Below are 26,161 nucleotides of genomic sequence, written 5' to 3' on the forward strand. Positions count from 1 at the left end.
TCGCCGGACCCGCCGACGTGACCTCGTTGACCACGGCCGCCGCCCCCACCGGGGACGGCGCGCCCGTGGTCAACGAGGTCGCCGGCGTACCCGGGGGCGTCGGCGCGGCCGCCCGGTCCGCCCGGGCCGACGCGCTCGACGCCTGGCTGCGCCGGGCCTTCCCGGACCGCCACGGGGTCGCGCTCGTCGCGGTGGGCGGGCTGGGCCGCCGCCAGTGCGCCCCCTACGGCGACCTCGACCTGGTGCTGCTGCACGCCGGGGTACCCGGCATCGACGAACTGGCCGCGTCGCTCTGGTATCCGATCTGGGACGCCGGGCTGCGGCTCGACCACTCGGTCCGCACCGTCGCCGAGGCGCTGTCGGTGGCCCACGACGACGTCAAGGTCGCCCTCGGCCTGCTCGACGCCCGGCACGTGGCGGGCGACCCGGCGCTCACCGACCAGCTCGCCCGTACCGCCACCGACCACTGGCGGCGGACCGCGATCCGCCAGCTCCCCGGCCTGCGCGAGATCACCGCGACCCGCTGGGAGGCGCACGGCGAACTGGCGTTCCTGCTCGAGGGCGACCTCAAGGAGGCGGCCGGCGGGCTGCGGGACGTGGGCATCCTGCGCGCCATCGCCACCGCCGGGGTCACCGACGCGCTCCGCCCCGCCGTACACGCGGCGCACCGGCGGCTGCTGGACACCCGCGACGCGCTGCACCAGCAGGTGGGCCGCCGCGTCGACCGCCTGGTCGCCCAGGAACGCGACGGCGTGGCACGCCTGCTCGGCGCCGAGGACGGCGACGCGCTGCTGCGGCTGGTCGCCGGCGACGCCCGCACCGTCAGCCACGCCCTCGACGACGCCTGGCGGGCCGCCGACCGGCTCCGCTCCGGCCGGCACCGCGCCGCGCCCGGCCGTCCGCTGCGCCGCCCGGTCGCCCGGGACGTGGTGGAGCAGGACGGCGAACTCGTGCTCGCCCGCACCGCCATCGGGGCCCGCCCCGACCCGAGCCTGTCGCTGCGTGTGGCCGCCGCTGCCGCCACCACCCGGCTGCCGATCGCGCGTGCCACCTGCGAGTGGCTCGCCGCGTACTGCCCGCCGCTGCCCGCGCCCTGGCCACCGGCGGCCCGCGACGCGCTGATCACCCTGCTCGGGGCCGGTCCCGGCCTGGTGCCCGCCTGGGAGACCTGCGACAGGTACGGGCTGATCGACCGTTGGCTGCCCGAGTGGACCCGGATGCGGAGCCTGCCCCAGCACAACCCGGTGCACCGGTTCACGCTCGACCGGCACCTGGTGCAGACCGCGTACGAGGCGAGCCGGCACACCCGCGACGTGGAACGCCCCGACCTGCTGCTGCTCGGCGCGTTCCTGCACGACATCGGCAAGGGACTGGACGGGGACCACTCGACAGTCGGCGCGCCGCTGGCCGAGGCGGTGGCCACCCGGATCGGGCTGCCGCCGGACGAGGCGGCGCTCATCGGCACGCTGGTCCGGCTGCACCTGCTGCTGCCCGACGTGGCCACCCGGCGCGACCTGTCCGACCCGAAGACCGTCGCCGGGGTCGCCGAGCGCGTCGGCGACACCGGCACGCTGGAACTCCTGCACGCCCTGGTCCGCGCCGACGCCGCCGCCACCGGCCCGGCCGCCTGGTCCGGCTGGAAGGGCCGGCTGATCGCCGAACTGGTGAGCCGGGTACGGACCACGCTGGACACGGGCGTGGTGCCCGCCCCGCCGGCCCCCGACCCGGCGCTCGTGGCCGGGCCGCTGCCTGTCGTACACCTGGGGGAGGACCGGGTTTCGGTGGCCGCCGCCGACCGGCGCGGGCTGCTCGCGACGGTGGCCGGGTGCCTGGCGCTGCACCGCCTGGAGGTGATCTCCGCGGACGCGGCCACCGTCGACGGCCGGGCCCTGGTGCAGTGCCGGGTGCAGCCGCGTTACGGGCTGGCCCCGGACCCGATCGCGCTCAGCGCCGACCTGCGCCGCGCGGTCGGCGGTGACGTCTCGGTCATCCAGCGGCTGCGCGGCCGGGCCCTGGCGGCGCGCAGCCAGGGCGCCGCGCCGCGCGTGGTGTGGCACCGGGAGGCGGCCACCGACGCGGTGCTGCTGGAGCTGCGGGCCGCCGATGCGGCTGGACTGCTGTACCGGATCACCTGCGCGCTGGACGAGGCGGGCGCGCAGGTGCGGGCCGCCAGGATCTCGACGCTCGGCGGGGACGTGGTGGACGCGTTCTACCTGGTCGGTGGCTGGCCCTCGGACGAGGAACGGGCCCGGATCGAGGCCGCCGTGCTCGCCGCCGTGTAGCGGAACGGGCCGCCGGGCCGGAGCGGGCGGGTGGGCGGCGGGCTACCCTAACGGTGGGCTGGACCACCGGCCCGGCAGCATGTGCCCGCCGAAAACGACAAACGGGATGTTCGCGTGTTTGACACCTTGAGTGACCGCCTGTCCGGGATCTTCACCAAGCTCCGCGGCAAGGGCCGGCTCACCGACGCCGACATCGACGCCACCGCGCGCGAGATCCGGATGGCGTTGCTGGAGGCCGACGTCGCCCTGCCGGTGGTCAAGGGCTTCATCGCGAACGTCAAGGAGCGGGCGCGCGGCGCCGAGGTCTCCCAGGCGCTCAACCCGGCGCAGCAGATCGTCAAGATCGTCAACGAGGAGCTGATCAACATCCTCGGTGGCGAGGGGCGGCGGCTCCAGTTCGCCAAGCAGCCGCCGACCGTGATCATGCTGGCCGGTCTCCAGGGTTCCGGCAAGACGACGCTCGCCGGCAAGCTGGCCCGCTGGCTCAAGAGCCAGGGCCACCAGCCGCTGCTCGTCGCCGCCGACCTCCAGCGTCCCAACGCCGTCGGGCAGCTCCAGGTGCTCGGTGGCCGGGCCGGGGTCGAGGTGTACGCCCCGGCGCCCGGCAACGGCGTCGGCGACCCGGTGCAGGTGGCCCGCGACTCGATCGAGCACGCCCGCCGTGCCGCCCGGGACATCGTCATCGTCGACACCGCCGGCCGGCTCGGTATCGACACCGAGATGATGCAGCAGGCCGCGAACATCCGCGACGCGGTCCAGCCCGACGAGGTCATCTTCGTCATCGACGCCATGGTCGGCCAGGACGCGGTGCGCACCGCCGAGGCGTTCCGCGACGGCGTGGGCATCACCGGCGTCGTGTTGTCCAAGCTCGACGGTGACGCCCGCGGTGGTGCCGCGCTCTCCGTCCGCGAGGTGACCGGCCAGCCGATCCTGTTCGCCTCCACCGGCGAGAAGCTGGAGGACTTCGACGTCTTCCACCCGGACCGGATGGCCAGCCGGATCCTCGGCATGGGCGACGTCCTCACTCTGATCGAGCAGGCCGAGGCGGCCTTCGACTCCGATCAGAAGGAGAAGATGACCGCCAAGCTGATGGGCGGGGAGACCTTCACGCTGGAGGACTTCCTCGATCAGCTCATCGCGGTCCGGCGGATGGGTCCGATCGCCAACGTGCTGGCCATGATGCCGGGCATGGGGCAGATGAAGGACCAGCTCGCCGAGCTGGACGACAAGCACTTCGACCGGGTCACCGCGATCATCAGGTCGATGACCCCGGCCGAGCGCACCAACCCGAAGATCATCAACGGCTCCCGCCGGGCCCGCATCGCGAACGGCTCCGGCGTCACCGTCATGGACGTCAACCAGCTGCTCAACCGCTTCGCCGACGCGCAGAAGATGATGAAGCAGATGGGCGGCATGATGGGCCTGCCCGGCGGCGGCCGGCGCAAGGCGACCAAGTCGCCGAAGAACAAGCGCAAGGGTACGAAGGGCGGCGGCCGGCCGCGTACCGGCGCCGGGATGCCGGGCGGCTTCCCGGGCGGCATGCCGCAGCTCCCGCCGGGCCTGGACCCGGGCGACCTGGCCGGTGGGCAGGGCCTGCCGCCGGGCTTCAAGCTCCCGAAGATCGACTTCAACAAGCTGGGCAAGGGTGGCGACAAGGGCTCCCGCTAGCGTGTCGGTGACGGTGGGCGACATCGCTGTCTCTTAGGGTGATGTCGCCCCCTGGAAGGAGATGTCAATGACCGCGGCCCCGATCCTGCCGGAGCGGCACGAGTGGACGGTCGACGACCTGGGCGAACTGCCCAAGGACCTTCCGTACGAACTGATCAACGGAAGGTTGATCGTGCCGTCGCCCACTCTGCTGCACCAGGACATGTGTGTCCGTCTCCTGCTCGCGTTGGAGGTCAACTGCCCGAAGGAGTACCAGGTCGGCATCGACCTGTCGATGCGGGTCGACCACCGGAACGAGCCCCGGCCGGACGTCGTCGCGGTCGTGCGGGGTAACGCCAACCGCAGCCCGCTGCCGGTCGAGGACGCGGTGCTCGCCGTCGAGGTCATCTCGCCGACCTCCACCTTCCGCGACATGTACGACAAGGCCAGGGTCTACGCGTACGCGGGCGTCCGCTCCTACTGGGTGCTCGACCCGGTCAAGGAGAAGATCACGCTGACCGAGTACGCGCTCGGCGCCAACCTCGAGTACAAGCAGGTCGGTCAGACAGACGACGTGTTCGTCACCGAGCGGCCGTGGAAGGTCTCGATCGATCTGCCGGCGCTGACCGCGCGCCGCAACGACCTGCTCGCCGGCGAGGAGGGCTGATCGGGTAGGACTGTGCACATGGCTCTGCACGTGCGCGGTGTGTTCCTTCCCGACGACGAGGTCCGGGACGTCTGGCTGGTCGGCGACCGGGTCACCTTCGAACCGGTGCCCGGCGCCGAGACGGTGGCCGACGGCGGCTTCGTGCTGCCCGGCCTGACCGACGCCCACTGCCACATCGGCATCGCCCGCGGCGGCAGCCCGATCACCTCTCTCGACCAGGCACGGGACCTGGCCCGGATCGACCGGGACGCGGGCGTGCTGGCGATCCGCGACGCCGGCTCGCCGTACCCGTACCCCGAACTGGGGGACGAGCCGGACCTGCCGCGACTGGCCCGCGCGGGCCGGCACGTCGCGCCGCCGAAGCGCTACCTGCGCGACATCGGCGTGGAGGTCGGCGCGGCGGAGGTCGCCGCGACGGTGGCCGCGCAGGCCGCGGCCGGCAACGGCTGGGTCAAGCTGGTCGGCGACTGGATCGACAGGGGAGTGGGCGACCTGGCGCCGGCCTGGGACGCCGACACGATGACTGCGGCGGTCGCCGCCGCGCACGCCGCCGGGGTACGCGCGGCGGTGCACACGTTCTCCGAGTCGGCGGTGGAGATCATGGTGCGGGCCGGGGTGGACTCGGTGGAGCACGGCACCGGGCTGAGCCTCGATCTGATCGACCTGATGGCCCGGCAGGGCACCGCGCTGGTCCCCACCATGATCAACATCCGGACGTTCGGCCACATCGCGGAGCAGGCCCGGCCCAAGTTCCCCGGGTACGCCGACCACATGCTCGCCCTGCGCGACCGCTTCCCCGAGGTGGTGCGCGCCGCGCACGAGGCGGGCGTGCCGATCTACGTCGGCACCGACGCGGGTGGCGGTATCGACCACGGCCTGGCGGCCGAGGAGATGCTGCTGCTGCACGAGCAGGCCGGGATGTCCGCGCCGGACGTGCTGGCTGCCGCCTCCTGGCGGGCCCGGGAGTGGCTCGGCTTCCCCGGCCTGGTCGAGGGCGGCCTCGCCGACCTGGTGGTCTACCCCGAGGACCCGCGCCGCGACCTGCGCGTGGTCCGGACGCCCAGCCGGATCGTGCTGCGCGGCCGGGTCGTCCGCTGACGGACCGGGTCGCTCGCCGGCCGGCCGTCGTCATCGCGGGCGGCCAGCCTGGCGGGTCATCGGTCTAGCGGGCCGTCGCCGCCGTCAGGAACAGGCGCACCGCCAGGTCGGCCAGCCGGTCGGCGGTCTCGTCGACAGGGCCACCGGGCAACACGATGTGGCTCACCACCAGGCGTACGACGCTGTCCGCCGCGAACGCCAGGGCTGCCGGGTCGGCGCCGGGCAGGCGTTCGCCGGTCCACTCCAGCAGCGCCCGCGCGGCCTCGGCGAGCACCAGCTCGGACCGGGTGGTCAGATAGGGCAACAGCTCCTCCGAGCCGCCCGGTGTGCTCGTCAGGACCGCCCGTACCAGCGGGTTCTCGGCGGCCGAGGCGAGGGTGCGGTGGATCGCGGCGTACGCGGCCGCGCGGACGTCGGAGTCGTGCTCGTCGAGCGCGGACCGGACCTGGCCGACGAACCGGTCCACCTCGTACCGGGCCAGCGCCTCGCCCAGGCCCGCCTTGGTGCCGAACTCGTTGTAGACCGTCTGCCGGCTCACCCCCGCCGCGCTCGCGACCGCACCCATCCGGACCCCGGCCCAGCCGGTCGTGACGGTCAGCGAACGGGCGGCGTCGACGATCGTGTCGCGCACCGGAGTGGCGTTCCTCGGCTTAGGCATGGTGATCGAAGTCTACGGTCGCGGTTCAGCGCACCTCGAGTTCGTACTCCGCCTCGACCCGGAGCCGTCCGCCGTCGTGGCCGGCGAAGGTCAGGCGGTGCGTTCCCGGCGCGGGCGGCGGCACCAGACCCCACAGGCCCCAGCAGGAGACGTGCACCGGCCACGGCCACGCGGTGACGACGTTGTTGAAGAACCCCCGGACGGGGAACGAGGCGGGGGAGCCCGCCGCCCGCACCGGCACCGCGACCCCGTCCAGTTCGGCGTGCCCCTCGGCGTGGGGCATCGGCGGGACCGGGTCGTCCCGGCGGCCGAACGTCCAGCAGCAGATCGCCGGGAAGAACAGGGGGCGACCCGCCGGCACCACGCAGCGCCGGCTGACCCTTCCGCCCTGCGTGCCCGCGAGGAACCACACGTCGTCGGGCTGGTGCCGCCCGCCGTGCCGGCCGGTGGTGTCCTTGAGCGGGTTGACCGGCTGCCGGTGGGCGGCCACCCAGGCCACCCACCGGGCGGCGAGCGGGGCCAGCGCCGGTGCCGGGTCGAGGTCGGGGGGAAGCATGACGGCAGATGGTAGTGCGGGCGCGCCCGGCTGCGCCGACCCGTCACGGGACGCATAGGATGTGCGGTCATGGCACGCGTGCTCACTCCCCGTGCGGAGGACTTTCCCCGCTGGTACCAGGACCTGATCGCCAAGGCGAAGCTGGCCGACAACGGCCCGGTCCGGGGGACCATGGTGATCCGACCGGCCGGCTACGCCATCTGGGAGCGGATGCAGGCCGAGATGGACGCCCGGATCAAGGCGGCCGGCGCGGAGAACGCGTACTTCCCGCTGTTCATCCCGGAGAGCTACCTCAAGCGGGAGGCCGAGCACGTCGAGGGCTTCTCGCCGGAGCTGGCGGTCGTCACGCACGGTGGCGGCAAGCAGCTCGCCGAGCCGGTGGTGGTGCGCCCCACGAGCGAGACGGTCATCGGCGAGTTCATGGCCAAGTGGATCGACTCGTACCGTGACCTGCCGCTGCTGCTCAACCAGTGGGCGAACGTGGTCCGGTGGGAGCTGCGCCCGCGGATCTTCCTGCGCACCAGCGAGTTCCTCTGGCAGGAGGGGCACACCGCGCACGCGACCCGTGAGGACGCCCGCGCCTACGCGCGGCGGATCCTGCACGAGGCGTACGAGGACCTGATGGTCAACGTGCTCGGCATCCCGGTGGTGGTCGGCCTGAAGACCGCCCGGGAGCGCTTCGCCGGCGCCACCGCCACGTACACGTGCGAGGGCATGATGGGCGACGGCAAGGCGCTGCAGCTGGGCACCAGCCACGAGCTGGGCCAGAACTTCGCCAAGGCGTTCGACATCAGCTACTCCTCGGCCGAGGGCGGCCGGGAGCACGCGTGGACCACGTCCTGGGGCACCTCCACCCGGATGCTCGGCGGCCTGATCATGTGCCACGGCGACGACAACGGGCTGCGGGTGCCGCCGAAGCTGGCGCCGGTCCAGGCGTACGTGATGGTCGTCAAGGACGGCGAGGGCGTGAGCCAGGCGGCGGCCAAGCTGTGCGACGCGCTGCGCGACTCCGGGGTCCGGGTGGCGCTGGACGACCGGACCGACACCGCGTTCGGCCGCCGCGCCGTCGACGCCGAGCTGCGCGGCTACCCGGTCCGCGTCGAGGTCGGCCCGCGTGACCTGGCCGCCGGCAACGCGGTCGTGGTCCGGCGTACGGACGGCTCGAAGGCCCCGACGCCGGTGGCCGACGTGGTCGGCGCGGTCCTGGCCGCGCTGGAGGCCGACCAGCGGGCGCTGCACGACCAGGCGCTGGAGTTCCGCCGGTCCCGCACCGTCGAGGTGTCGACGCTGGCCGAGGCGATCGAGGCGTCCGCCACCGGCTGGGCGCGGGTGCCGTGGTCGGCGGTCGGTGTCGAGGGCGAGGCCGAGGCGAACGGCCAGGGCGTGACGGTCCGCTGCCTGGTACGCGCCGACGGCTCGGTGCCGGACTCGGAGGACGAGCCCGACCTGGTGGCGATCCTCGCCCGCGCGTACTGAGATGCGGCCCGGCGATCCGGCCGGCCGGTTCGCGCCGGGGCGGCTGATCCTGCACCGGAACGTGCGGCACGGCCGGATCGGCTGGGTCCGGTCGGCCCGCGTGGTCTCCGACGACGAGCGCGGCCTGCTGCTCTGGGTGGCGCGGACAGCGCCCGTCGCGCACGAGGTGACGGAGGCCGGCCTGGGCATGCGGGCCGTGCCGTTCGCCGAGTGGGTGACGTCGTCCTACCGGCTCGCGCAGGGGCTGTGGAACGGGCCGCCGGTGCTGAAGTTCCTGCCCACGGGCGCGGCCCACTCGGTCTGGTGGTTCCGCGACGCCGCCGGCCGCTTCCAGAACTGGTACGTCAACCTGGAGGAGCCCGGCGTCCGCTGGGACGACGGCGCGGTGGCCGGCGTCGACATGGTCGACCAGGACCTCGACGTGGTGGTGTACCCGGACCGCAGCTGGGAGTGGAAGGACGAGGACGAGTTCGCCGAGCGGCTGGCGTTCCCGGAGCACTACTGGGTGACCGACGAGAAGGCGGTACGCGCCGAGGGCGAGCGGGTGATCCGGATCGCGGAGGCGGGGGAGTTCCCGTTCGACGGCACATGGTGCGACTTCACTCCACCCGCGGAATGGGACGTACCGGACGAACTTCCGCCGGGGTGGGACCGCCCGCCGGTGCGCTGAAGCGGTGTTGTCGGTCACGGCCCGGCCCGGCCCGGGCGTGGTGTCCGGGTCCGGTGTGAGAGTTCCGGTCCGGATCTGGCAGAATGGTTCGCTGGTATCCGGCACGCGTCCGGCGCCCTCTAACCCGGGCGCGTCGCCAGTTCACCGAGCAGTCTCCGGCCCAAACCCCACTGTGCCGGTCGGCGCTCACCCGCCACACCGCCCGTACGGGCCGGTGAGATCGCAACAGGAGCGAAACAACTGTGGCCGTAAAGATCCGGCTCCTGCGGATGGGCAAGATCCGCAACCCGCAGTACCGCATCGTCGTCGCCGACTCGCGCACCAAGCGTGACGGTCGCGCGATCGAGTTCGTCGGTGTGTACCAGCCGAAGGAAGACCCTTCGGTGATCGAGGTCAAGTCGGAGCGGGTCCAGTACTGGCTCTCGGTCGGCGCCCAGCCGAGCGAGGCCGTGCAGCGCCTGCTGGAGCTGACCGGTGACTGGCAGAAGTTCAAGGGCCTGCCCGCGCCGCCGCCGCTCAAGGTCGCCCCCGAGCGGGCCGACCGCAAGGCGGCGTACGAGGCCGAGGCGAAGGCCGCCGCCGGCGTGGCGGACACCCCGGCCAAGCCGGCCAAGAAGGCCGCCGCCAAGGCGGAGGAGCCGAAGGCCGAGGCCAAGGCCGAGGAGCAGACCGGTGCCGAGTCCGGCGAGCAGGCCTGACATGCCGCTGCGTCCCGCTCTGGAGCACCTGGTCAAGGGCATCGTCGACCACCCGGACGACGTCCGGGTGCGCATGGTCGACTCCCGTCGGGGCAAGCGCCTCGAAGTCCGCGTGCACCCCGAGGACCTCGGCACGGTGATCGGGCGGTCCGGCCGGACCGCCAAGGCGCTGCGCCAGGTGATCGGCTCCATCGGCGGGCGTGGGGTACGCGTCGACATCGTCGACTCGTACTGATGCTTCTCGTCGTCGGCCGGATCGGTAAGCCGCACGGCATCCGCGGTGAGGTCACCGTGGAGGTGCGTACCGACGAGCCCGAAGCACGGTTCGCCCCCGGTTCGGTGTTGACCACCGAACCGGGGGTCACCCCGTCGGAGCCCGGCGCCTGGCGGGTGCCACCGACACTCACCGTCGAGGCGGCCCGCTGGCACCAGGGCCGCCTGCTGGTGGCCTTCGAGGGCGTGCTGGAGCGCGACGTCGCCGAGGCGCTGCGCAACACGCTGCTCGGCGTGGACAGCGCCGTCGTCGCCCCGCCGGAGGACCCGGAGGAGTTCCACGACCACCAGCTGGTCGGGCTCGCCGTGGTCACCCGCGACGGCGAGCACGTGGGCGAGGTGGCCCGCATCGACCACGCGCCCGCGTCCGACATGCTGGTGCTGCGGCGCCCCGAGGGGCGTACCGCGCTGGTCCCGTTCGTCAAGGCGATCGTGCCCGAGGTGGATCTGGCCGGCGGTCGCGTCGTCGTCGACCTGCCCGGCGGCCTGCTCGACCTCTAGCTGGAGCCGTCGCATGCGCGTCGACATCGTGTCGATCTTCCCCGAGTACTTCGCCCCGCTGGACCTGTCGCTCATCGGCAAGGCCCGGGCGAACGGCACGCTGCGGCTGGCCGTACACGATCTGCGGACCTGGACCCACGACGTGCACCGCACCGTCGACGACACGCCCTACGGCGGCGGTCCCGGCATGGTCATGCGGCCGGAGCCGTGGGGTGAGGCGCTGGACGCGCTGGCGCCCGACGAGCTGAGCCCGGACGGGCACACGCTGCCCCGGCTGCTCGTACCGTCGCCCGCGGGCGTCCCGTTCACCCAGGCCCTCGCGCACGAGCTGGCCGCCGAGTCGCACCTGCTGTTCGCCTGCGGCCGGTACGAGGGCATCGACCAGCGGGTGCTGGACCACGCCGCGACCCGGATGCCGGTCACCGAGGTCTCCCTCGGTGACTACGTGCTGTTCGGCGGCGAGGTGGCCGTGCTGGTGATCCTGGAGGCGGTCACCCGGCTGCTGCCCGGTGTGCTCGGCAACGCCGGGTCGCTGGACGAGGAGTCGCACGCGCACGGGTTGCTGGAGGCCCCGCTCTACACGAAGCCGGCGAGCTGGCGCGGGCTGGACGTGCCCGAGGTGCTGCGCTCCGGCGACCACGCCAGGATCGACCGCTGGCGGCGGGACGAGTCGTTGCTGCGGACCGCGGCCCGGCGCCCCGACATGATCGCCGCACTGCCCCCGGAGACGCTCGACAAGCGGGACCGGGCGGCGCTGGACCGGGGCGGATTTTCCTCGCCACCGGGGCATGTGGCAAAGTAGAGGGGTTGCCGCATCCGTCCGCGCCGTGGGCGGCTGCGAGGACCCTCGACCGGGGCCGGCCTCGCCGGTCACCACCCGGGGGTCAGAATCACCCATCCGCGCATCGACTGACGATGCGCCGTGAGCCTCACGAGGACGCAGCGATGAACATCCTGGACGCCCTTGACGCCCAGTCGAAGCGTACCGACCTGCCCGACTTCCGTGCCGGTGACACCGTCAAGGTGCACGCGCGGGTCGTCGAGGGCAACCGGTCCCGGGTCCAGATCTTCCAGGGCGTCGTCATCCGCCGCCAGGGTGACGGCCTGCGCGAGACCTTCTCGGTCCGCAAGGTCAGCTTCGGTGTCGGCGTGGAGCGGACCTACCCGCTCAACGGCCCGGGCATCGACCGGATCGAGGTCGTGACCCGCGGTGACGTGCGTCGCGCCAAGCTCTACTACCTGCGCGAGCTGCGCGGCAAGAAGGCCAAGATCAAGGAGCTGCGGGAGAAGCAGCCGGCGAACTGAATTCCGTACGCCACGCCGCCCGAGCTGCGCGGATGTCGTATCGACCGGACCGCACTACCCTGGTCGGTACGGGCGCAGCCGGACGGTGCGAAACGGTCCACTACCGCCCGTGGGGTCTCCGAGGGGACTCCCGGGCGGTAGTGTCGTTTCCGCGGACCGGAGAGTGGCATGGTGCAGATGGTTGACGAGGACGGCACCGTCGATCCCTGGCGTCGGCGGGCCCGCCGCGGCCGCCGGCAGATGCCGCTCTGGCAGGAGCTGCCGCTGCTGCTGATCGTGGCGTTCTGCCTCGCGGTGCTGATCCGCACGTTCCTGCTCCAGGCGTTCTTCATCCCCTCCGGGTCGATGGAGAACACGCTGCTCGTCGGCGACCGGGTGCTCGTCAACAAGGTCGTCTACGACGTCCGCGACCCGGTTCGCGGCGAGGTGGTGGTGTTCCGGGGCACCGACCGCTGGGTCGCCCAGGAGGCGCCCGCGCCGCCGGCCAACTTCGCCGGGCGGGTCGGCCGCACGCTCGGCGACCTGGTGGGCGTCAGCCGCCCCGGCGAGAAGGACTTCATCAAGCGCGTCATCGGGGTGCCGGGCGACAAGATCTGGTGCTGCGACGACGGCCGGGTGGTGGTCAACGGGGTGCCGCTGGACGAGCAGGCGTACCTCTTCGAGGACTCCCCGGTCGAGTTGCCGCCCAATCCCAAGGAGTGCCGGTCCCGGCAGTTCACCGAGGTGGTGGTGCCGCCCGGGCAGATCTTCGTGATGGGCGACCACCGGCTGGTCTCGCAGGACGCCCGATGTCAGGGGCCGGTGCCGATCGAGAACGTGGTCGGCCGCGCCTTCATGATCGTCTGGCCGTCGCAGCGGTGGACCGGTCTGCCCGTACCGGAGACGTTCACCAGCGTGCCCCGCTCGGACGCCGCGCCGGCGGTGCCGGTGCCGGTGGATCCCGACCCGGTCGGCGGCGTCGTCCTGATCCTCCCGGTCGCAGCGACGCTCACCGTTCTGGCGGGTTCGGGGCGACCGCGCCGTACCCGGCGACGTAGGCTCCACCCGTGATCGACGAGCAGACCGAGAAGCCCCGCAGCTCCTTCTGGAAGGAGCTGCCCATCCTCCTGGGCGTGGCGATCCTGGTCGCGGTGCTGGTGCGTGCCTTCGTGCTGCAGACCTTCTTCATCCCGTCGCCGTCCATGGAGAACACCCTCAAGATCGACGATCGGGTGCTTGTCAACAAGCTGGTCTACGACTTCCGCTCCCCCCACCGGGGTGAGGTGATCGTCTTCAAGGCGCCCACCGAGTGGAGCGGCAACCCCGACGGCGAGGACTTCATCAAGCGGGTCATCGGCGTCGGCGGCGATCACGTGGTCTGCTGCGACCGCACCAGCGGCCAGGAGCGGCTGGTCATCAACGGCAAGCCGATCGACGAGCCGTTCATCTTCCCCGGCAACAAGCCCGCCGACCAGGACTTCGACATCACGGTGCCGAAGGGGCGCCTGTGGGTCATGGGTGACCACCGGGAGGCGTCCGGCGACTCGCTGGAGCACTGGCAGCAGTCCGGCGAGGACATCAACGTGGCGACCATCCCCGAGGGCGAGGTCGTCGGCCGGGCCTTCACCATCTTCTGGCCGGTCAGCCGCGCGACCTGGCTCAGCGTTCCGGAGCAGTTCGACGGGATCCCCAATCCCTGAGCAGGCCCGCCCCACTCGCCGGCACGCCGGGCTCCGGCCGGCGGCGGGAGGGCGTGGTCGTTCGTCGCAGGCGTCTGGCAGGCTGGTGCGGTGACCGTCTACACCCCTCGTCGCGCGGCCCGGGTGCTGCTGGTCGACGCGTCCGACCGGGTGCTGCTGTTCCAGGGCAGTGATCCGGCCCGGCCGGGTCACCGCTACTGGTTCACCCCCGGCGGCGGGCTGGACCCGGGGGAGTCCCCGGCTGACGGCGCCGCCCGGGAACTGGCCGAGGAGACCGGCCTGCGGCTGGCCCCGGCCGAGCTGGGCGCGCCGGTCTGGTCGGAGACGGTCGAGTTCCCGTTCGACGGTGTCTGGTATCGCCAGGATCAGCAGTTCTACCTGGTCCGGGTGACGGGCTGGGAGGTCGACACGGCCGGCTTCAACGACGTCGAACGGGCGAGCGTGCACGGGCACCGCTGGTGGCCGGTGGCCGAGCTGGCCGCCTCGGCCGAGCGCTACTACCCGCCGGACCTGCCCGGCCGGCTCGGCGCGGTGCTGGCGGGAGGCGGCGCATGCTGACCCCGCCGCGCACCGTGGTCCGTCGCGACGGCGGCCTCTACGCGCTGGAGCGGGCCCTGCAGCGGCGCGGCTTCCGGCACGTGGCGGGCGCCGACGAGGCCGGTCGTGGCGCCTGCGCCGGGCCGCTCGTGGCCGCCGCCGCGATCCTGCCCGAGGGCCGGCGCGGCGAGATCGACGAGCTGGCCGATTCGAAGCTGCTCACCGCCGCCGCCCGCGAGCGCGTCTACGACGAGGTGGTGGCGCGGGCCCTGGCGTACGCCGTGGTGGTCATCCCGGCCGAGGAGGTCGACGCCCGCGGGCTGCACGTGTGCAACCTCGCCGCGATGCGCCGGGCGCTCGCCTCGCTGACCACCCGCCCGGAGTACGTGCTGACCGACGGCTTCGGCGTCGACGGGCTGGACGTGCCGGGCCTGGCGGTCTGGAAGGGTGACCGGGTGGCCGCGTGTGTCGCGGCGGCGAGCGTGCTCGCCAAGGTCACCCGGGACCGGATGATGGTGGAACTGGACGGGCGGTTCCCCGGCTACGGCTTCGCCGAGCACAAGGGCTACATCACCGCCGAGCACAGCGCCGCCCTGCGTGCGCTCGGGCCCTGCCGGGAACACCGCTTCTCGTACGTGAACGTGGCCGCCGTCTCCGGACGGGACGGCCGGCCTCCCCGCGCCCGCCGCCCGGCGGGCGACGGCGCCGGCGTGGCGCCGCCCGAGCCCGCGGCCGGGCTGCCGGGTCTCGGGCCCGGCGCGTTCGCCGGGCGCCCGGACGAGCCGATGGGGCACTGCGGCGCGTCAGGGGGTACCGTCGGCGTGGCGTTGGGCGAGCAGCCGCGACCTCCGGCGTCAGTGGGGGAAGATGTGGTCATGGAAGGCGGAGTGCGATGAGCGCGGAAGATCTCGAGAAGTACGAGACCGAGATGGAGCTGCAGCTCTACCGGGAGTACCGCGACATCGTCCGCCAGTTCTCCTACGTGGTGGAGACCGAGCGCCGGTTCTACCTGGCGAACCAGGTCGACCTGCACGTGCGCAACTCCGACGGCGAGGTCTACTTCGAGGTCGAGATGCACGACGCCTGGGTGTGGGACATGTACCGCCCTGCCCGTTTCGTCAAGAATGTTCGAGTAATGACGTTCAAGGACGTCAATGTGGAAGAGCTCGAAAAGCCCGACATCTCGCTTCCCGCAGATTCCGGATTCGGGAGCTGACCGGGCGCCGGATCACTGCGCCGGCACTACCACCTCGACCCGCTGCACCAGGTTGTTCGCGAACCCGCCCCGGTTCCACGGCTGCTCGACCGGCTGGGTACGCCCCGACGCGTCGGTCGCCCGGGCGCCCAGCACGTACCGCCCCGGCGTCGCCGTCCAGCTCACCGACCACCGGCGCCAGGCCCACTCGCCCCCGGACGGCTCGTCCAGCACCGCCGGCGTCCACGTCTCGCCGCCGTCCGTCGTCACCTCGACCGAGGTCACCGGCGCGTGGCCGGACCAGGCCCGGCCGTCCAGAGTGCACGGCCCCGGCCGCAGCACCCGGGTGCGGGACATGAAATCCGGGAAACCGGGCGGACGCACCAGCGCGCGCGGCTCGATCCGGGTCACCGGCACGCCCGGCTCGTCGGCGTCGCGCCGTAGCCGGTAGGCCACCGTGTTCTGGTAGCCGTCGAACGGCTCGGTCGTCACCGTGATGTCGCGCAGCCACTTCACGTGCGCCATGCCGTACCAGCCGGGCACGATCAGGCGCAGCGGCGCGCCGTGCTGCGGCAGCAGGGGAGCGCCGTTCATCTCGTACGCCAGCAGCACCTCCTCGCGCAGCGCGTCGGCCACCGGCAGCGCCCGCTGGTAGTCCTGCTCGACGCCGCGCTCCACCCCGTGGTCCGCGCCGGTGAACACCACGTCCACCGCGTCGCCGGACAGGCCGGCCTCACGCAGCAGCGGTGCCAGCGGCGTACCGGTCCACTCGGCGTTGCCCACCGCCTCCACCAGCCAGGGCTGGCTGACCGGACGGGGGTGCAGCAGCGCCCGGCCGTTGCCGGCGCACTCCAACGTCACGCGGTGGGTCACCCGGGGCCGGTCGCGCAGCGCCGCCAGGTCCAGCCGCAGTGGACGCTCGACCGCGCCGGACACGCTCAGTGCGTACGCGGACGGGTCGACGTCCGGGATGTCGTAGTGGATGAGCAGGTAGTGCAGGCCCGCCGGGGTCACGTCGTACCGCAGCGCCTCCAGCGGGATGCCGTGGTTGCGCGCGGCGAGCTGGAGCTCCTCGGTGCTGATCGCCTCGTCCGGCCCGGCCACCCGGGAGGGCCGGCTGACGTCGTCCACTGTGGTCATGACTGCTCCGTCCGCTCCAGCACGTCGTAGCCCACGAACGTGAACATCCGCACCCCCGCCGCCAACGGGCGGGGCGTGCCGGTGAAGCGGTGCGCGCCGACGCCCACCCCGTCGGCGGGGCTGTTCACCGCCACCGGCTCGAAGCCCTCCTCGGCGAACCACTCGCAGATGACCGGCACGAGGTCCGGCTCGCGGCGGTGCCGCGTCCACAGCACCGTGCCGCCGGTGGCGCAGAGCGAGGCGCAGTGCCGCACCGTGGCCCGGATGTCGTCGTCGGTGATGTTGCCGAAGATGCCGCAGACCAGCACCAGATCCGCCGGGGCCAGATCGGCGTAGCGGTCGGTCAGCGAGGCGTCCCCGGTCACCACCTCCACGCCGGTGAGCCCCGCGTCGGCGGCGGCACGGCGGGCCAGGTCGGCGTTACGGGCGTCCAGCTCGACCAGGCGGGCGGTCACGTCGCCGCCCCGGGGGTGGCTGGCCAGCACCGGAATCAGGTCGCGGCCCTGACCCGCGCAGAGACTCAGCGCGCGCAGCGGGCCGGGTGGTGCGGCGTCGAGCGCGTCGGCGACACGCTGCCGCACCTCGGCGAGTCGCCGGGCCAGCGCGGACTCGGGCTGGTCGTAGTCGCTGTGCCAGGCGTACCAGTCCTTCGTCACCCGGCCAGCATAGGCGTCCCGGCCGTAGCAGATCGGCCCCGATTTCGGCGCCCGTCCACAGTCGGTGCCTCGTCCACAGGGCGCTCGTGCGGGGTTCGCGGGACGGTGCCCGGGGCCGGCAGGGTGGCCGGCGTGCGCATCTCGATCTCTCCGGCCGGCCGGGCCGTGCTGTCGGTGCTGTTCCTCGCGGCTTGCCTGCCGGGCGCCTCCACGCCGTCCCGGGTGGTGCTGTCGTCCTCGGCCGGGCCGCTGTCGTCCTGGACCGGTGCCCATTCGTTCGTGGCCGGGCCGTTCGCCGGTTCTGCGGCAGGTGCCTACTCGTCCGTGGCCGGGCCGTTCCCCGGTTCCTCGGGGGGTGCCTCGACCGCCGGTGACCCGATGGCGGGTGTCTCGGGGGCGGGACGTCGGGCCGCGCCCGGTGGGCGATTCCGGTGGCCGCTGCCGGGTGCGCCCCGGGTGGTGCGGCGGTTCGACCCGCCGCCGCAGCCCTGGCTGTCCGGGCACCGGGGCGTCGACCTCGCGGCCGCGCCCGGTGCGCCGGTGCTGGCGGCCGGCGCCGGGATCGTCCTGTTCGCCGGTACGGTCGCCGGTCGGCCGGTGCTCACCGTCGGCCATCCCGACGGGTTGCGCACCACCTACGAGCCGGTCCGCTCCCGGGTCACCGCCGGCGCCCTGGTGGAGGCCGGCACGCCCGTCGGTGACCTGCTCGCCGGGCATCCCGGGTGCGTGGAGGCGGCGTGCCTGCACTGGGGACTGCGGCGCGACGCGGAGTACCTCGACCCGCTGGCCCTGCTCGGGCTCGGTCGGGTTCGGTTGCTGCCGCTGCACCCCGTCCCCGACAGTTCCGCGGTTGTCGCCGGCTGATCGGCCGCTGCGCCGGTCGGCGGCGCGCGGGCTCAGCTCTGGGCGAGCAGCGTGGGCAGCCGGACGGCCAGCCGGTCGTACTCGTCGGGGGTGTTGTAGACCTGGCCGCACAACCGCAGGTAGCCGCGCCCGTTCCAACCGGCGATCGACACCTCGGCGGAGAGCCGGTCGGCGATCCGGGTCCGCAGCTCCCGGGCCGCGTCCAGCGTCGTCGCGACACCGGGCGGCAGCGGCACGAGCCGCATGGCGACCGCCGGTCCGCCGGGCTCCGGCAGCCGCTCCGGCGCCACACCGAGCGCGTCCCCGACGACCCGTTGGCCGTACGCGGCCAGCGCGGCGTTGTGCGCGCGTACCCGGTCGACGCCGAGGCTACGCAACGTGAACAGGCCCACCGGCGCGGCCAGCCAACCCGTGTAGTCGAGCGTCGCCTGCCACTCGACCCGGACCGGGAAGCCGCTGTCCTGCTCCCACGAGACGACGAGCGGCTGGATCTTCTCCCGCCACTGCGGCGCCACCACGAGCGCGGCGGTGCCGCGCGGCGCGTACGCCCACTTGTGCAGGTTGCCGACCCAGAAGTCGGCGCCGACGGACGCGACGGTGGCGGGCAGCATGCCCGGCGCGTGGGCGGCGTCCACCAGCACCGGCACGCCCCGTTCCCGGGCCACCGCGACGATCGCCGCGGTCGGGAACAGCCGGGCGGTCGGCGAGGTGAGCTGGTCGACGATCAACAGCTTGGTACGCCCCGGACGCAGCCCGTCGCGGACGATCTCGACCACCTCCTCGTCGGTGGCGGTCAACGGCACCGGCAGGGTGCGGGACACCGCTCCGGTGCGGGCGCACTCCCGGGCGACCGACAGCGCCACCGCCCCGTACCCGTGGTCGGTGGTCACGATCTCGTCGCCGGGGCGCAGCGCCAGCGACTGCAGCACCACCGCCGCACCGGTGGTGGCGTTGCCGACGAGCGTGGTGCCGTCCGGGTCGGCGCCGAGGAACGCGGCCAGGTGCCGCCGGGCGTGGGCGATCCGGTCGACCAGGCCCTGCGTGAAGAACCGCAGCGGGTTGGCCTCCATCTCGTCACGCAGGCGCTGCTGGGCACGCTGCACGGCGATCGGTACGGCGCCGAACGAGCCGTGGTTGAGATGGCTGACGGACGGATCGAGGGAGAAGAGCAGCCGAGCCCCGGGAATCGGCTCGGGCGGCTGCGGCACCGTCATCCACCGATCCTAGCCCGAGATGGATCATGCGCCGGCCGGATTCCGCCCGCTGACCGTTCCACCGACGCTGCCTGCGCGCCCGTGGCGGTCAGGCGCGGGGGTGGGCCTGCCGGTACGCGGCGCGGAGCCGCTCGACCGAGACGTGCGTGTAGATCTGGGTGCTGGCGAGCGACGAGTGCCCCAGCAGCTCCTGCACGGCGCGCAGGTCAGCGCCGCCTTCGAGCAGGTGCGTCGCGGCCGAGTGGCGCAGCCCGTGCGGAGTCACCCTCGGCACCCCGGCGGCCCCGGCCCACCCGGACACGATCCGCCGCGCGGTGGTCGGGTTGAGCCGCCCGCCTCGCGCCCCGAGCAGCAGCGCCCGGCCCGAGCCCGGGGCCAGCAGGGCGGGTCGTCCGTCGCGCAGCCAGGCGTCGAGCGCCCGCTGGGCCGGCACCCCGTAGGGCACCGAGCGTTCCCGTCCGCCCTTGCCCAGCACGCGTACCACCCGGCGGGCCTGGTCGACGTCGGTGACGTCCAGACCGCACGCCTCGCTGATGCGTACCCCGGTGCCGTAGAGCAGTTCGAGCAGCAGCCGGTCGCGCAGCAGCACCGCGTCAGGCGGGCCGTCGCCGGCCGGGCGGGCGGATGCCCGTTCGCCGGCTGCCCGTCCGGCGGCCGTTCCGTGGTCGGGTCCGAGCCCGGCCCCGTCGGGGTGGACCGTCGAGCTGTCGGCCCCGGGCTGGCCCGGGCGCTGCCGAGACGGGGCCTCCACCAGGGCGGCCGCCTGGTCGGCGCGCAGCACCGTGGGCAGTTCCCGCCGCGCGCGAGGGCTGGCCAGCGGGGCCGCCACGTCGTCGGCGAGCAGGCCGGTCCGGTGTGCCCAGGCGCTGAACGTCCGGGCTGCGGCCGCGCGCCGCGCCATCGTCGTCCGGGCCGCACCCATGGTCCGCTGTTTCGCCAGCCAGCTGCGCACCACGGCGAGGTCCAGCTCGGGCAGCTCGGCACAGCCCATCCGGACCGCGTGGTCGAGCAGCGACACCAAATCCGTGACGTACGCCCGGACGGTGTGGACGGAGCGGTTGCGGACCCGCGACAGGTGGTCGGCGAAGTCGTCCACCGCCTCGCGCATCGAGGCGGGTAGCTCCTCGTGCGCGTCCCGCGTGCCGCGCTGCCGCCTGCTCATCGCGGGACCCGGTCCGGGCGTACGCGGTCGCGGCGCGGGAGGCGGACACCGATCACCGCCTCAGGGTAAGGCCGGAGCGCCGCCGTTCGCCGTGCCGCCGGCCCCGCCTCGCCGTGCCGCCGCCGACGCGCCGCCCTCGTCGTGCCGTCGCCCGGTCGTGCCGTCGTCCGGCCGCCGCTCCGCCTTCGGGCATCGGCCGGCGACAGCCGTGTGCCGTCGGCCACGTCGGCCGCTTGGGTTCCGGCCAGGGATATGTGACGGCGCGCTGAGCGGGGTAGCAGAAGCGGGTCTGGACAGGGGAAACTCGTGCTGCGGCACGCTCCGGTGCGGCAACCGGCGGGCAGCGTGGCCGAGCCGGCCCCGACGGAGGGTTGATCCGGCCGCGATCAGGCCAGTGCGTCCCCCGCGACGGTGACGCCCGGTACGAGGAGGGCCGAGAGTGGGAGTGGACGCCGTCCTCTACCGGCAGGTGTCGGCGGGTGACCACCGTCGCCGACCCGTGTACGTCTCGATCGAGGTCGTGGCGGACCCGCAGGATGTCCTGCTCGACCTGCTCAAACGTGTCCGCGGCGGGGGTCGGACCCCGCTGCTGGACCGCGTCGACCCGCTCGGTGAGCTGGCCGTGGGCGCCGAACGGATGCCGCACCTGCTCGCCGAGCTGCGGTGCCTGGCGGAGGTGGCGCGGGCGCCCGCGGAGGTCGACCACGTCCAACGGCTGGCCCGGCTCGTCCGCCGATGTGCCGAGCGCCGCGACGCCGAGATCCGGTTCGAGGGCGACTGACGCGTTCACGTGCAGGCGGTCGGTGATGGTGGCGCGAGCGCGTATCCGTCGTCGCGGCGTACCACCATCGCCAGCTCCTCCAGCATGGACAGTTTGCGCATGGCCGTACGCAGGTCGACGCCCGCCCGCGCGGCGATGCTCTCCAGGTCGAGGGCCCGGCGGCGGGGCAGCGCCTCCAGCACCTGGGTGGCCTCCTCGTCGAGCCGGTCCCGGGGGCGTTCCGGTGCCCGGGCGGGCGGGGCGAGGTCGTACCCGATGCGTCCCACCTCCTCCAGCACGTGTGCGACGTTCGTGACCAGCCGGGCCTCCGGCCGTTCCCGCAGCACCTCGTGCCCACCGACGGACATCGCTGACGTGACCGGCCCGGGCACCACCATCGCCGGGCGGCGCAGGCCGAGCGCCCGGTTGAGCGTCTGGGTGGCGCCGCTGCGGGCGGCGGCCTCCACGAGGACCGTGCCGTTCGTCGCCGCCGCTATGACCCGGTTGCGGATGAGGAACCGGGGCCGCAGCGGCTCCGCGCCCGGAAGCCACTCGCTCACCAGCAGGCCGGTTTCGGCGATCCGGTCGAACAGCGCGGCGTTGCCCATCGGGTACGGGCGGTCCACGCCGCAGGCGAGCACGGCGACGGTGCGCCCGCCCGCCGTCAGCGCCCCGCGATGCGCGGCGGCGTCGATGCCGAACGCCCCACCGGACACCACTGTCCACTCCCGGTCGGCCAGGCCGTAGCCCAGCTCGGTGGCGATGTGCGCGCCGTAGGGGGTGGCCGCCCGGGCGCCGACCACCGCCACCGAGCGCGCCAGCGCCTCACCGAGCGGCCACGCTCCGCGTACCCAGAAGCAGAGCGGCGGGTCGGTCTCCACGTCGACCCGCCGGGTGGCCCCTGACAGCGCCAGGCGGCGCAGGTCGCGGACCTGGGTCGGCCACTCGTCGTCGTCGGGGGTGACCAGCCGGGCCCCGAGCCGTTCGCCACGGGCCAGCGCCTCGGCCGCGACCGCGCGGGCGTCACCGGAGGCGCCCCGCGCCGCCACGGCCGAGCGCAGTGACCGTTCCGGCGCCCCGCCGGAAAGCAGCAGGTCGAGCGCGGCGACCGGGCCGATCCGCTCGACCAGGGCGTACACCGACCGGGTGCCGGGCTCGGCGAGCCAGGTGAGCGCGACCCGCGCCAGTCGCCGCTCGTCGGCGCTCACGCGACCTCCCCGGTCCTGAGCTGGACGGCCTCCGCGACGTCGTCGCGGCCGGGCCGGTCCCGCCCGTCCAGGTCGGCGATGGTCCAGGCGAGCCGGAGTACGCGGTCGTAGCCGCGCGCGGACAGCGAACCGGTGTCGAGCCGGTGGCGCAGATCCCGGCTGACCCGGGCGGGCAGGTGCCACGGCGGCCGGCGCAGGTACGGGCCGGGGACGTCGGCGTTCACCCGGTGCCCGGTGGCAGCCCAGCGATCGGCGGCGGCATGCCGCGCGGCGACGACCCGGGCGGCGACGGTGGCCGAGGACTCGTGCGCGGAGTCGGTGCTCAGCAGCTCCGCCGCGCGCACCGCCTTCAGCTGGACCTGCACGTCCACCCGGTCGAGCAGCGGACCCGACAACCGCCCCAGGTAGCGTCGCCGGGCCAGCGGCGCGCACTCGCAGTCCACGTCACCGGAGGGTTTCGCGCAGGGGCAGGGGTTTGCCGCCAGCACCAGCTGGGTGCGGGCCGGATACTCGGTGGCGCCTCGGGTTCGCGCCACCCGGACCCGGCCGCTCTCCAGCGGCTGCCGCAACGCCTCCAGCGCGCCCTTGCCGAACTCGGGCGCCTCGTCCAGGAACAGGACCCCGCGGTGGGCGAGCGACACCGCGCCGGGCCGGGCCAGCCCGGAGCCGCCTCCGACGAGCGCGGGCACGGTGGCGGTGTGGTGCGGCGCCTGGAACGGGGGACGGCGCAGCAGCCCGCCGCCGGGTGGCAGCAGGCCGGCGATCGAGTGCAGCGCGGTGACCTCCAGGGCTGCCTCGTCGTCCAGTGCGGGCAGGATCGACGGCAACCGCTCGGCGAGCATGGTCTTGCCGGCGCCGGGTGGACCGAACAGCGCGAGGTGGTGGCCACCGGCGGCGGCGATCTCCAGGGCACGCCGCCCGAGCGGCTGCCCGGCCACGTCGACGAGGTCAGGCCCGGCCGGCCCGTCGGCCGGAACGTGGGCGGGTGGGGCGAGCAGCGGGATGCCGTCGCGGACGTGGGCGACGAGCCGGTGCAGGGTGTCGACCGCGTGCACCCGTACGCCCGGGATGACCGCCGCCTCGGCGGCGTTGCCGGCCGGTACGACGACACGGGTGTGCCCGGCGCGGGCGGCCGCGGCGACCATCGGCAGCGTGCCGCGGACGGGGCGTACCGCGCCGTCGAGGCCGAGTTCGCCGAGCACCACTGTGGCGTCCAGGGCGACCGGTGGCAGCTCACCCGACCCGGCCAGGACGGCGAGCGCGATGGCGAGGTCGAACGCCGAGCCGTACTTGGGCAGGGTGGCGGGGAGGAGGTTGAGGGTTATGCGGCGGTTGGGCCACTTCTGACCGGAGTTGACGATCGCGGCGCGGACCCGGTCGCGCGCTTCGTGCAGGGCGGTGTCGGGCAGGCCGGAGATGATCACGGCGGGCAGTCCGGGAGCCAGGTCGGCCTCGACCTCGACGAGATGCCCGGCGACTCCGGCCAGGCCGACGCTCAGCACTTTCGCGTACCCCATGTCAGAACGCGCCGCGGAGGTGCTCGACCCGGGCGGGGCCGGTGAGCGGGAGCCGGACGGAGAGCACGTCGAAGCGGACCTCGTCGGCGGTGGTTCCGGTCTCGGCGAGCCAGCGCGCGGCCAGGCCGCGCAGCCGGCGGGCCTTGGCCGGTACGACGGCCTCGGCGGGCGAGCCGTACTGCTCGGTGCGGCGGGTCTTGACCTCGCAGATGGCCAGGACCGGGCCCTCCCAGGCGATGATGTCGATCTCGCCCTCGGGGCAGCGCCAGTTGCGGGCGACCGGGCGCAGGCCCGTCTCGATCAGGTGCCGTAGCGCGCACCGCTCGCCGTACGCCCCGACGGCTCGGTTCCGGTTCGTCATGCCGGCCAGGATGCGACCGGAGGCTGGGGTCAGGGGCGCCGTGAAGGGACTCCCTGTGGACAAGGTGCCGCCTGTGGACGGGCTCGCGATCACCCGTCCGATGTGTTAGCGCGTGCCGTTCACCCGGCGGTCTCGGTCATCGCTTCGCGCACGTCGAGGAACTGCGCTGTCCGGTCGCCGATCGGGCGGGACGAGAGGAAAGCGACGACACCCAGGGTCTGAGGGTCGGCCCAGGCGCAGACGACGAGGTAGCTCTTCAATTCGGTCCGCCCCTGGCCGCAGCGGGCCGTGCCGCCCAGCCGGCCGGCATCGACATCTTCGCGGGCACCGACGCGGTACGGGCTCAGCGCGCGCTCGACCAACCCCTGCTGGTCGGTGACGGTGCCGGACACGCCCGTGATGAACACCATGTCCGCGTCCGGGCCGTGCCCGCCGTACGCCCAGCCGACGGCACTGGTGGCCGGGTCGACTTCACGCTTCAGGGTGTCGAGGTGCCGCTTGGCCCCTTCGATGGCCACGCGATCCATGTTCTTCGTCAGGCCGAGCAGCGTTTCCGGCATCCGCAGTTTGCGGGTGACCGGCGACGGCGCGCCCACCGGAGAAGCACCGGACTTCGGCTGCGTCGCCGGCTCCGGCGCGCACCCGGCGATCAGGATCAGTGTCGTGGCCGCCAGCAGCAGGCGCGTAGTGGGTCGTGCCGTCATCGCCATTACCCCGTTCTCGTGCGGTGAGCCGGAGCACGGTATCCCGAACACGCGCCGCCGCGACGGCGTGGTCGCGCAGGCCCGGTACGGCTACTGACCGTGTCCCGTCGGCGACCCGGCGATGTCGGCGCTGACCTGGGCCGATCCGCAGGCGACCCGAATGGCGCGGCTGGTGCCCGTCGCATACCGTGCCGGTCGTGGACGGACGACGGAACTACTCCGAGGATGAGCAGGGGTCGCGATGGGGCGACCGCGGATACGAGTCGGACTGGCGCGCTTCGGGCGAGCCCCGCTACCGCGACGACGACTACCGCACCCCCGAGCAGCGCGCCGGTGACAGCCGGTACGCCGAGCCGGGCCGGTACTCCGCCGCCGATCCGCTGGTGGACGACACGAGCAGCTGGCGGTCGCAGCGGCCGGACGACCCGGAGGTCTCCGGCGAGCTGCCCGGATCGCGCGCCGGCCGTCGCGCGGCGCGCGAGGCGGCGGCCGACCCGCTCGGCGCGGTGTCCCGCAGCGGCGTGGACGCGCTCGGCACCGCCGCGCACGGCAACCCGCTGTCGAGTTCGCTGGGTACGCCGGCGACCGCCCCGCTGACCGGCGCCGCACCGGTGGGCGCCGACCCGTACGGCCTCATCGCTCACGGCAGCGACCCGGCCGGCGGCGTGGGCGCCGACGCCCGGAGCACTGTCGGCGGCGTCGACAAGCCCCGGCTCAGCCCGATCGGCGGCTACCCGGTCGTCGAGCCGGTGCCGGGTACCGACGGCGGCACCGAAGCGACCGCCGCGGCGCGGCTGAACCCCGGCGAGGCCACCCCGCTGCGGATCGGTGAGCGGCCGGGCGGCCCCGCGCAGCCGGCGGCGACCCCGAACCCCCTCGAGATGCCGACCGGTCCGATGCCCGCGGTGCTGCCGCGTCCGGACGGGCCGCCGCCCGGCGACGGTGTCTACCGGACGCGTCGTCCGGCGCTGGCGATCTTGCTGGCGGTGCTGGTGCTGGTGCTGGAGGTGCCGGCGGTGCGGGTGTTGCTGCACGGCGTGTTCGGTGACCCGGTGTCGACGTCGCACGTCGTGGTGGGCATGTTCCTGGTGGTGGGGCTGCCGATCTTCGGCACCGGCCTGTACGGGCTGCGCACCGGCGGGCTGGCGCTGGCCGACGGCAGCCGGGGCTGGCTTCGCCCGCCGACGGCATACCTGACCGTCGGCCTGGTGCTGTTCGTGGCCGCCGCGCTCGCCGCCGGCTGACCGAGCCGCGCGGGCGTGCTCCGCACCCGGGGGCCGGACAGCGGAGAGGGCGCGTACACTGGTCGACTGGCGACCGCCTCGCGCGGTCG

Annotated in this window: 29 protein-coding genes; 19 read left to right on the top strand and 10 right to left on the bottom strand. The window is 74.0% G+C overall.

The annotated features are described in order from the left end of the window. Positions 1–17: 17 nt before the first annotated feature. From ACQP26_RS07050 to ACQP26_RS07065, 4 genes are all read left to right on the top strand, one after another. A complete protein-coding gene (locus tag ACQP26_RS07050; protein ID WP_433495253.1) occupies positions 18–2,282 on the top strand; it encodes a [protein-PII] uridylyltransferase in 2,265 nt (754 codons plus the stop codon). A gap of 114 nt (positions 2,283–2,396) precedes the next feature. Beyond that, positions 2,397–3,950, top strand: coding sequence for a signal recognition particle protein (gene ffh, locus ACQP26_RS07055; RefSeq protein WP_269701500.1), 1,554 nt, complete (start codon positions 2,397–2,399; stop codon positions 3,948–3,950). 67 nt (positions 3,951–4,017) lie between these two features. Next, positions 4,018–4,596 (top strand): Uma2 family endonuclease, encoded by a 579-nt coding sequence (locus tag ACQP26_RS07060; RefSeq protein ID WP_433495254.1) that lies wholly within the window; start codon positions 4,018–4,020, stop codon positions 4,594–4,596. A gap of 18 nt (positions 4,597–4,614) precedes the next feature. Then, positions 4,615–5,694: an amidohydrolase family protein gene (locus ACQP26_RS07065; RefSeq protein WP_433495255.1), complete on the top strand. Its 1,080-nt coding sequence runs from the start codon at positions 4,615–4,617 to the stop codon at positions 5,692–5,694. 64 nt (positions 5,695–5,758) lie between these two features. Here the strand turns inward: ACQP26_RS07065 and ACQP26_RS07070 are convergent, their stop codons facing one another. Together ACQP26_RS07070 and ACQP26_RS07075 are read right to left on the bottom strand one after the other, a co-directional pair. Then, positions 5,759–6,352, bottom strand: a complete 594-nt coding sequence (locus tag ACQP26_RS07070) for a TetR family transcriptional regulator (protein WP_433495256.1) — start codon at positions 6,350–6,352, stop codon at positions 5,759–5,761. Positions 6,353–6,377: 25 nt separating this feature from the next. Next, on the bottom strand, positions 6,378–6,908 hold the full coding sequence (locus ACQP26_RS07075) for a hypothetical protein (protein WP_269701493.1): 531 nt from the start codon (positions 6,906–6,908) through the stop codon (positions 6,378–6,380). A gap of 69 nt (positions 6,909–6,977) precedes the next feature. On the opposite strand from ACQP26_RS07075, the gene proS reads away from it, so the two are divergent. The 12 genes from proS to ACQP26_RS07135 all read left to right on the top strand — a co-directional run bounded on the left by proS (position 6,978) and on the right by ACQP26_RS07135 (position 15,263). After that, positions 6,978–8,384 (top strand): proline--tRNA ligase, encoded by a 1,407-nt coding sequence (gene proS / locus ACQP26_RS07080; RefSeq protein ID WP_269701492.1) that lies wholly within the window; start codon positions 6,978–6,980, stop codon positions 8,382–8,384. 1 nt (position 8,385) lies between these two features. Then, positions 8,386–9,054 carry a DUF402 domain-containing protein gene (locus ACQP26_RS07085; RefSeq protein ID WP_269701491.1) on the top strand — a complete coding sequence of 223 codons (669 nt, stop codon included), beginning with the start codon at positions 8,386–8,388 and terminating at the stop codon, positions 9,052–9,054. 242 nt (positions 9,055–9,296) lie between these two features. Beyond that, the gene (rpsP, locus tag ACQP26_RS07090; RefSeq protein ID WP_269701490.1) at positions 9,297–9,752 is read left to right on the top strand and encodes a 30S ribosomal protein S16; all 456 of its coding nucleotides are present in this window, start codon (positions 9,297–9,299) and stop codon (positions 9,750–9,752) included. Then, positions 9,727–9,987 carry an RNA-binding protein gene (locus ACQP26_RS07095; protein ID WP_026268109.1) on the top strand — a complete coding sequence of 87 codons (261 nt, stop codon included), beginning with the start codon at positions 9,727–9,729 and terminating at the stop codon, positions 9,985–9,987. Before rpsP ends, ACQP26_RS07095 begins: the two co-directional genes overlap by 26 nt. Next, positions 9,987–10,526 (top strand): ribosome maturation factor RimM, encoded by a 540-nt coding sequence (gene rimM / locus ACQP26_RS07100; protein ID WP_433495257.1) that lies wholly within the window; start codon positions 9,987–9,989, stop codon positions 10,524–10,526. Before ACQP26_RS07095 ends, rimM begins: the two co-directional genes overlap by 1 nt. A gap of 13 nt (positions 10,527–10,539) precedes the next feature. Beyond that, on the top strand, positions 10,540–11,328 hold the full coding sequence (trmD, locus tag ACQP26_RS07105; RefSeq protein WP_433495258.1) for a tRNA (guanosine(37)-N1)-methyltransferase TrmD: 789 nt from the start codon (positions 10,540–10,542) through the stop codon (positions 11,326–11,328). 143 nt (positions 11,329–11,471) lie between these two features. Beyond that, positions 11,472–11,831 carry a 50S ribosomal protein L19 gene (rplS, locus tag ACQP26_RS07110; protein ID WP_013284591.1) on the top strand — a complete coding sequence of 120 codons (360 nt, stop codon included), beginning with the start codon at positions 11,472–11,474 and terminating at the stop codon, positions 11,829–11,831. Between the two features lie 168 nt (positions 11,832–11,999). Continuing rightward, positions 12,000–12,881 carry a signal peptidase I gene (gene lepB / locus ACQP26_RS07115; RefSeq protein ID WP_281578765.1) on the top strand — a complete coding sequence of 294 codons (882 nt, stop codon included), beginning with the start codon at positions 12,000–12,002 and terminating at the stop codon, positions 12,879–12,881. Then, positions 12,878–13,510 carry a signal peptidase I gene (gene lepB / locus ACQP26_RS07120; protein WP_269701485.1) on the top strand — a complete coding sequence of 211 codons (633 nt, stop codon included), beginning with the start codon at positions 12,878–12,880 and terminating at the stop codon, positions 13,508–13,510. The genes lepB (ACQP26_RS07115) and lepB (ACQP26_RS07120) overlap by 4 nt, the downstream gene beginning before the upstream one ends. Before the next feature lie 90 nt (positions 13,511–13,600). Further along, positions 13,601–14,068, top strand: a complete 468-nt coding sequence (locus ACQP26_RS07125; RefSeq protein ID WP_433495259.1) for an NUDIX hydrolase — start codon at positions 13,601–13,603, stop codon at positions 14,066–14,068. Further along, positions 14,062–14,943, top strand: a complete 882-nt coding sequence (locus ACQP26_RS07130; protein ID WP_269701482.1) for a ribonuclease HII — start codon at positions 14,062–14,064, stop codon at positions 14,941–14,943. Before ACQP26_RS07125 ends, ACQP26_RS07130 begins: the two co-directional genes overlap by 7 nt. Further along, positions 14,940–15,263: a DUF2469 domain-containing protein gene (locus tag ACQP26_RS07135; protein WP_011905215.1), complete on the top strand. Its 324-nt coding sequence runs from the start codon at positions 14,940–14,942 to the stop codon at positions 15,261–15,263. Before ACQP26_RS07130 ends, ACQP26_RS07135 begins: the two co-directional genes overlap by 4 nt. A 12-nt stretch (positions 15,264–15,275) precedes the next feature. Here the strand turns inward: ACQP26_RS07135 and ACQP26_RS07140 are convergent, their stop codons facing one another. Together ACQP26_RS07140 and ACQP26_RS07145 are read right to left on the bottom strand one after the other, a co-directional pair. Continuing rightward, a complete protein-coding gene (locus tag ACQP26_RS07140) occupies positions 15,276–16,382 on the bottom strand; it encodes a sulfite oxidase (protein WP_433495260.1) in 1,107 nt (368 codons plus the stop codon). Further along, positions 16,379–17,038: a methyltransferase domain-containing protein gene (locus tag ACQP26_RS07145; protein ID WP_281578763.1), complete on the bottom strand. Its 660-nt coding sequence runs from the start codon at positions 17,036–17,038 to the stop codon at positions 16,379–16,381. Before ACQP26_RS07145 ends, ACQP26_RS07140 begins: the two co-directional genes overlap by 4 nt. Positions 17,039–17,287: 249 nt before the next feature. Here ACQP26_RS07145 and ACQP26_RS07150 point away from each other — a divergent pair, with 249 nt between their 5' ends. Beyond that, positions 17,288–17,902, top strand: coding sequence for a murein hydrolase activator EnvC family protein (locus tag ACQP26_RS07150; RefSeq protein WP_433496099.1), 615 nt, complete (start codon positions 17,288–17,290; stop codon positions 17,900–17,902). Positions 17,903–17,934: 32 nt separating this feature from the next. Here the strand turns inward: ACQP26_RS07150 and ACQP26_RS07155 are convergent, their stop codons facing one another. Then, entirely contained in the window at positions 17,935–19,116 is a 1,182-nt protein-coding gene (locus ACQP26_RS07155; RefSeq protein ID WP_281578761.1) for an aminotransferase class V-fold PLP-dependent enzyme, read from the bottom strand. A gap of 88 nt (positions 19,117–19,204) precedes the next feature. Beyond that, positions 19,205–20,278, bottom strand: coding sequence for a tyrosine recombinase XerC (locus tag ACQP26_RS07160; RefSeq protein ID WP_281578760.1), 1,074 nt, complete (start codon positions 20,276–20,278; stop codon positions 19,205–19,207). 439 nt (positions 20,279–20,717) lie between these two features. Here ACQP26_RS07160 and ACQP26_RS07165 point away from each other — a divergent pair, with 439 nt between their 5' ends. Further along, on the top strand, positions 20,718–21,059 hold the full coding sequence (locus tag ACQP26_RS07165) for a hypothetical protein (RefSeq protein WP_433495261.1): 342 nt from the start codon (positions 20,718–20,720) through the stop codon (positions 21,057–21,059). Between the two features lie 5 nt (positions 21,060–21,064). Here the strand turns inward: ACQP26_RS07165 and ACQP26_RS07170 are convergent, their stop codons facing one another. The 4 genes from ACQP26_RS07170 to ACQP26_RS07185 all read right to left on the bottom strand — a co-directional run bounded on the left by ACQP26_RS07170 (position 21,065) and on the right by ACQP26_RS07185 (position 24,828). After that, entirely contained in the window at positions 21,065–22,246 is a 1,182-nt protein-coding gene (locus tag ACQP26_RS07170) for a DNA-processing protein DprA (protein ID WP_433495262.1), read from the bottom strand. Further along, on the bottom strand, positions 22,243–23,763 hold the full coding sequence (locus ACQP26_RS07175; RefSeq protein WP_269701467.1) for a YifB family Mg chelatase-like AAA ATPase: 1,521 nt from the start codon (positions 23,761–23,763) through the stop codon (positions 22,243–22,245). Before ACQP26_RS07175 ends, ACQP26_RS07170 begins: the two co-directional genes overlap by 4 nt. A gap of 1 nt (position 23,764) precedes the next feature. Continuing rightward, the gene (locus ACQP26_RS07180) at positions 23,765–24,124 is read right to left on the bottom strand and encodes a YraN family protein (protein ID WP_433495263.1); all 360 of its coding nucleotides are present in this window, start codon (positions 24,122–24,124) and stop codon (positions 23,765–23,767) included. A 119-nt stretch (positions 24,125–24,243) separates the two neighbouring features. Then, entirely contained in the window at positions 24,244–24,828 is a 585-nt protein-coding gene (locus tag ACQP26_RS07185; RefSeq protein WP_433495264.1) for a hypothetical protein, read from the bottom strand. 188 nt (positions 24,829–25,016) lie between these two features. Here ACQP26_RS07185 and ACQP26_RS07190 point away from each other — a divergent pair, with 188 nt between their 5' ends. Next, on the top strand, positions 25,017–26,072 hold the full coding sequence (locus ACQP26_RS07190; protein WP_433495265.1) for a hypothetical protein: 1,056 nt from the start codon (positions 25,017–25,019) through the stop codon (positions 26,070–26,072). The last annotated feature ends 89 nt before the right edge of the window (positions 26,073–26,161 follow it).

Origin of the sequence: Micromonospora sp. CA-248089 (assembly GCF_050948515.1) — a bacterium.
Lineage (GTDB): Bacteria > Actinomycetota > Actinomycetes > Mycobacteriales > Micromonosporaceae > Micromonospora.